Raw genomic sequence first — 6,299 nt, 5'->3', positions numbered from 1 at the left:
CCGTTGGGGCGTGGCGCGGTGATGCTGCCGGAGATGCCGATGGATCGCGGATCGATGATGCAGCCGGAAATGCCGATGGGGCGTGGCGCAATGCCGCAGTCGAATGCACCGATGGACTCAGGTATGGTTGCCCGCCGGGAGGTAATGTCAGGCCGTGAATCAGCCGTTCGTCCAGAAATGCCGACGAATTCCTCTTCTATGAACTCATCCTGTGATATCGATCAGTTTCCGGTAGGCATGGCATACGTTCCGTGGCAGCGCTGGCAGCAGGTCTATCCGGTTGAAAAAGCAATGAACAGAGGGACAATTTTCCCGGATTTGGATAAACCGTTTTCCATGGGGAGGTGCAGATAATGGCAAATACCGATATGAACTGCAGCGCTCTGCTTCAAGCAGTCTATGAGGCGAGCTTCGCTATGGACGATGTGATTCTCTATTTGGATACTCATCCCAGTGATCAGGATGCGCTGAATTACTATCAATATGTATCAGATTTACGGAAACAGGCAATGGATGCCTATGAGGCTCAGTGCGGCCCGCTGATGTTTGACGAAGTCCGGTCCGATAATTACTGGACCTGGGTCAACAATCCGTGGCCTTGGGAAGGAGAGTGCGGCTGATGTGGAGATATGAAAAGAGATTACAGTATCCGGTAAATATTACAACACCGAATCCGAAAATGGCGACGTTTATTATGAGTCAGTATGGTGGGCCAGACGGCGAAATGGGTGCCTCCATGCGCTACTTATCCCAGCGCTACGCCATGCCATATAAGGAGTGCAAGGGACTCCTCACGGATATTGGAACAGAGGAACTCGCTCATCTTGAGATTGTAGCGACAATCGTTCATCAGCTCACCAGAAACTTAACGCCGGAGCAGATCGTGGAATCAGGTTTTGGCCCTTATTACATTGATCACACTACGGGTATCTGGCCGCAGGCCGCAGGCGGAATTCCGTTTAATGCCTGCGAGTTTCAGTCGAAAGGCGATCCGATCACCGATCTGGTAGAGGATATGGCGGCAGAACAAAAGGCACGGAGCACCTACGACAATATTCTGCGCGTAGTGACCGATCCGGATGTTTGTGACCCCATCCGTTACTTAAGGGAAAGAGAAATTGTGCATTTCCAGAGATTTGGTGAGGCGCTGCGGATTACCCAGGATAATTTAGACAGTAAGAATTTTTATGCTTTCAATCCCAGCTTTGATGTAAAGAATAATTGCTGATAAAAAGGGAGGGGCCGGCAAGAGGGGGATTCTTGCCGGCCAGAGTATGAAAAAAAGTTTTGTTTGGTTTTTCTCTGTTACATGTATTACTATACATGGGATATGTGAAGATTCTTTGATGAAATTATGAAAAAAATGTGTACATTTGAATTGGGACAAGCATCAGGTTAGCAGTTGAAACCTTTACTCAAGATATTGTGTATACAGTATTTCGGCTTATTGCATGTTGTGACTTCACGGGAAATCTGGTATATTTGTAAGAGTATTGTAAGAGCAAATGAGACACAAGGAAAGAGGGGACAGGCATGATTTTAGTAGCAAAACGTGATGGGGCAATCGTAGAATTTCATCTGGAAAAGATCTCCGAAGCTATAAGGAAGGCGTTTAAGGCAACGGGGAAATTTTATACGGAGGATATTGTGGAACTGCTGTCGATCAGAGTGACGTCTGATTTTCAGGGGAAGATGAAGGGCGACCAGATTGCTGTCGAGGATATCCAGGACAGCGTGGAGAAGGTGCTGGAGGAAGCCGGCTATACGGACGTGGCGAAGGCATACATATTATATAGGAAACAGCGGGAGAAGATCAGGAATCTCGGTAAGACAACGCTGGATTATAAAGATGTGGTGGACAACTATGTGAAGGTGGAAGACTGGCGGGTGAAGGAGAACTCTACGGTCACATACTCCGTGGGCGGTCTTATTTTAAATAACTCAGGCGCGGTTACGACCAATTACTGGCTGACGGAAATCTATGATAAGGAAATTTCCGAGGCTTATATAGGCGGTGATCTTCATATTCATGACCTGTCCATGCTGACCGGTTATAGCTGTGGCTGGTCTTTAAAGAGGCTTCTGATGGACGGGCTCGGCGGAATTACTGGAAAGATTACGGCATCTCCGGCGAAGCATCTGGCCACGCTCTGCAATCAGATGGTTAATTTCCTGGGAATTATGCAGAATGAATGGGCGGCGTCCCAGTCATTTTCTTCTTTTGATACGTATCTGGCGCCTTTTGTCAAGGCGGACAACCTCTCGTATGACCGGGTGAAAAAGTGTATGGAGGCATTTGTCTTTGGCGTAAATACGCCGAGCAGATGGGGGACTCAGGCACCATTTTCCCATATTTCCCTGGATTTGATGGTTCCGGAGGATATGGCATCGCAGAAGGCCATCGTGGGTGGACAGGAGATGGATTTCACGTATGGGGAGTGCCAGGCGGAATTGGATATGGTGGACCGGGCATTTCTGGAGACTATGCTGGAGGGCGATGCCAGCGGACTCGGTTTTCAGTATCCGATCCCGTCCTATGGGCTGACTCCGGACTTCGACTGGTCTGATAATGAGAGAAACCGGCTTTTGTTTTCGCTGGCTTCCCACTACGGTACGCCGTATTTTACGAATTACGTCCGCAGCGGACTGACACCGGGAGATGTGAGAATTTCCTATGACGGGGTAACTCCTGATTTACATGAGCTGCGCAGCAAAGCAGGCGGTTTCTTCGGATATGGGGAACATACGGGATCGATCGGCGTGGTTACGATCAATTTGCCAAGGATTGCGTATCAGTCAAAGAATGAGGCGGATTTCTATGAGAAACTGGATGAGAAGATGGATCTGGCGGCGCGTTCCCTGCGGACGAAACGTGAGGTGATCTCCAATTTGCTGAAGAATGGCCTGTACCCATATACGGCCTGCTATCTGTCTGATTTCAGCAACCATCTTTCGTCCATCGGCATTATCGGGATGAATGAGGCCGGCCTGAATGCACCGTGGCTGGGAGAGGGCATGGAATCAGAGAAGACGAGGCAGTTTGCCGCTGCCATGTTAAATCATATGAAGGAAAAGATCGTGGGATACCAGCTGGAATACGGGGATCTCTACGGTCTTGAGGCGACGCCGGCTGAGTCGGCTACCTACCGTTTCGCCATGCTGGATAAGGAGAAATTTCCTGGAATCAGGACGGCAGGTCACGAAGGAGATGCGCCGTATTATACGAACAGCACGAAGCTGCCTGCGGACTACGATGGTTCCCTGGAAGCTGCTCTGATGAATCAGGATCAGCTGCAGCCGCTTTATACGGCAGGAACCGTGTTCCATGTTTATATGGAACGCGAGTTTGACGACTGGAGGAAGGCGCGGGATCTGCTGCACGACATAACGACTGGTCATGATATTCCTTATTATACGCTGTCGCCGATCTACTCTATCTGCCAGTCCTGCGGATATCTGCCGGGAAGGCAGAACGTGTGTCCAAAATGCGGGGGCCGCGCCGCGGTCTACAGCAGAATTGCCGGTTATTACAGACCGGTTCACGACTGGAACGAGGGAAAGGCACAGGAGTTCAAAAACAGAATCATGTTCCGTGTCTGAGTTTGGGCTATCCTGTAAGCAGCAGTGAATGTTTCCATTATGCACATCTAAGGTATATTCGCATATGATATAGTACAAACCTGATAAATTAAAGGAGATCAATCATATGTGTTGTTGTAATAATAAATGTAATGTAGGTTGTGGATGGAATTGCGGATGTAATTGTGGATGTGTTTCCTGGGGAAATAATAACAATAACAACAATAATAATAATTCCTGGTGCTGCAGACCGAATGACTGGGCCAGCTGCCAGTTCCGCCGCGGCTATGCCGCAGGCTTTAACGCAGGTTATGAGACCGGCTTCAGAGATGGCTTCTGGGCAGGCAATAATAACAACGTAATGCCGATTACGGCTCCTGGTACTGCTAATGAAAGCGGATGTGGATGTAACTGCCACTAATCCCCCCGTAAAAACAGATATTCGTTGACACGATAAAATCCGCCGGCACATTGAGTGCCGGTGGAAACAGGATACAGGAGACAGGATACAGAAAAAAGAAAAGAAAAAAAGAAAAGAAAAGCCAAAGGCCAAAAGCCAAAAGCCAAAAACAGAAAAGCTTTTATGAAACGCAGAAATAAGCCGTTTTATAAAAGCTTTTTTCCTGCGTTTCCCCAGCGCATATCTGAAAATCCATTCCACCCGCTGCCCACTCCGCTTCGCAGCATATTAAGCCCCTATACAGTCAGCGCAGCCCGCTGCACCTCCTCCATTGGGACTCAATTTCCCACAACATGTGACTTACAGCTGACGAAAAGTAATTTTCCATCACACGCAGGTTTTCAAGAGCCGATCATCCGGATAAGAAAAAATAATGACAAAAAAAGGGAATATAGTTTGGTGATATTGCACATTGTAAAACTGAATACATTATGCTAGTCTATATACAAGTCATTGAGGCTGTATACAAATTTAAAGATTTGAATACATTTAGAAAAAAGACCGGGATGACGGAATAACTGACCAGACCAAAAAGAAATAAGTAAAGGAGAAACAAATCATGAACATGGATTACTTAACAGACAAGTTTTCGCTGGACGGAAAAGTTGCACTGATTACAGGTGCTTCCTACGGAATTGGTTTTGCAATGGCAAAGGGAATGGCTGCAGCCGGCGCAACGATCGTGTTTAACGATATCAAGCAGGAATTAGTAGATAAGGGAATTGCTTCCTATAAAGAAGAGGGAATCGATGCTCACGGCTACGTATGTGACGTAACCAATGAGGCTGCTGTGAATGAGATGGTAGCCCGTATCGAGAGCGAAGTCGGCGTGATTGATATTCTTGTGAACAATGCCGGTATTATCAAGCGTATCCCGATGTGTGATATGACCGCTGAGCAGTTCAGACAGGTGATTGACGTTGATTTAAATGCTCCATTTATCGTTTCCAAGGCAGTTATTCCGTCTATGATCAAGAAGGGACACGGCAAGATCATCAACATCTGCTCCATGATGTCTGAGCTTGGACGTGAGACTGTATCCGCTTATGCGGCGGCAAAGGGCGGCTTAAAGATGCTGACCAGGAATATTGCGTCTGAATACGGTGAATTCAATATTCAGTGTAACGGCATTGGACCTGGCTACATAGCGACTCCTCAGACTGCTCCGTTACGTGAGACACAGCCAGATGGCTCCAGACACCCATTTGACCAGTTTATCATTTCCAAGACACCGGCAGGACGCTGGGGAGAAGCGGAAGACCTTGCTGCACCGGCAGTATTCTTAGCTTCCGATGCATCTGATTTCATTAATGGACACGTTCTCTACGTAGACGGCGGTATCCTGGCTTATATCGGCAAGCAGCCGCAGTAAATGACTGAAAACAGGGACCGGCGGGAACGGTAACGCTGCATAGCCGGTAATTGACCGTAAAGAAAGGTTATGCTATACTATGAGCACCCGGTGTACTTAAGCCTGGTTATAAAAGAACGAATATTCATGCCATGATTCTGTTTCCGGCAGAGCTCATGGCATGTTTTTTAGAAATGATGACGGAGAGGTGCCATGGAAGAGAAGACGAAAGCCTATAAAAACCGCGGGGAGCTCGTTTTTGAGACGTTAAAGCGGGAGATACTGGACCTGGAGCTGAAACCGGGGCAGATGATCAGTGAGAATGAGATCTGCGAGCGTTTCGGCGTTTCGAGGACGCCTGTGAGAGACGCGGTCAGAAGACTGCAGGAGCAGGGGTTCGTCATTTCCGTGCCCTATTCCGGCACTCAGGTAACGCTTTTAAATTTGAGCAATATCAAGCAGATGATCTATATGCGCGTGGCGGTGGAGACCATGGTCATGCGGGATTTTGTGGACATTGCGACTCCGCTGTGGATGGAGGAGGTCCGCTACATGATCAGAAAGCAGCAGGCCCTCATTCAGGAGAAGGGATTCGAGCCGGAACAGTTCTACCGCATGGATGCGGAGATGCACGCTATCTGGTTCCGGGCCACGGACAAGATGAAGCTCTGGGATATGATTCAGGCGCAGCAGCTTCACTATACCCGGTTCCGTATGCTGGATTTCGTTACAGAGACGGATTTTACCAGGATCATACGGGAGCATACGGAGCTCTTTGAACTGCTGGAGAAAAAGGATATTGCCGGACTGGAGCGTTCCCTGAAGGAACATCTCTATTACAGCATGAAACGCATGAAACACCAGATCGATGTGGAATATAAAGATTATTTTGAACAGGAGGAATAGACG

At 48.1% G+C, this 6,299-nt stretch carries 7 protein-coding genes; all 7 read left to right on the top strand.

The genetic code is table 11. The features are described from left to right. The coding region (locus ACLTD4_RS23325) for a spore coat associated protein CotJA (RefSeq protein WP_412331589.1) at positions 1 to 354 on the top strand (354 nt) is incomplete at its 5' end. Further along, complete coding sequence (locus ACLTD4_RS23320; RefSeq protein ID WP_002602947.1) at positions 354 to 620, top strand: spore coat protein CotJB; 267 nt, start codon at positions 354 to 356, stop codon at positions 618 to 620. The genes ACLTD4_RS23325 and ACLTD4_RS23320, both read left to right, overlap by 1 nt. After that, a complete protein-coding gene (locus tag ACLTD4_RS23315; protein ID WP_055658207.1) occupies positions 620 to 1,228 on the top strand; it encodes a manganese catalase family protein in 609 nt (202 codons plus the stop codon). Before ACLTD4_RS23320 ends, ACLTD4_RS23315 begins: the two co-directional genes overlap by 1 nt. A gap of 305 nt (positions 1,229 to 1,533) precedes the next feature. Continuing rightward, positions 1,534 to 3,600, top strand: coding sequence for a ribonucleoside triphosphate reductase (locus ACLTD4_RS23310; RefSeq protein ID WP_055658205.1), 2,067 nt, complete (start codon positions 1,534 to 1,536; stop codon positions 3,598 to 3,600). A 454-nt stretch (positions 3,601 to 4,054) separates the two neighbouring features. Then, complete coding sequence (locus ACLTD4_RS23305; RefSeq protein WP_117622923.1) at positions 4,055 to 4,477, top strand: hypothetical protein; 423 nt, start codon at positions 4,055 to 4,057, stop codon at positions 4,475 to 4,477. Between the two features lie 127 nt (positions 4,478 to 4,604). Next, the gene (locus ACLTD4_RS23300) at positions 4,605 to 5,411 is read left to right on the top strand and encodes a gluconate 5-dehydrogenase (protein WP_055658310.1); all 807 of its coding nucleotides are present in this window, start codon (positions 4,605 to 4,607) and stop codon (positions 5,409 to 5,411) included. A 192-nt stretch (positions 5,412 to 5,603) separates the two neighbouring features. After that, a complete protein-coding gene (locus ACLTD4_RS23295) occupies positions 5,604 to 6,296 on the top strand; it encodes a GntR family transcriptional regulator (protein WP_117622925.1) in 693 nt (230 codons plus the stop codon). The last annotated feature ends 3 nt before the right edge of the window (positions 6,297 to 6,299 follow it).

This window comes from Hungatella sp. (assembly GCF_046966825.1).
Note: the sequence above shows the minus strand (reverse complement) of the source record. Positions and strands in the feature narration are given on the sequence as shown.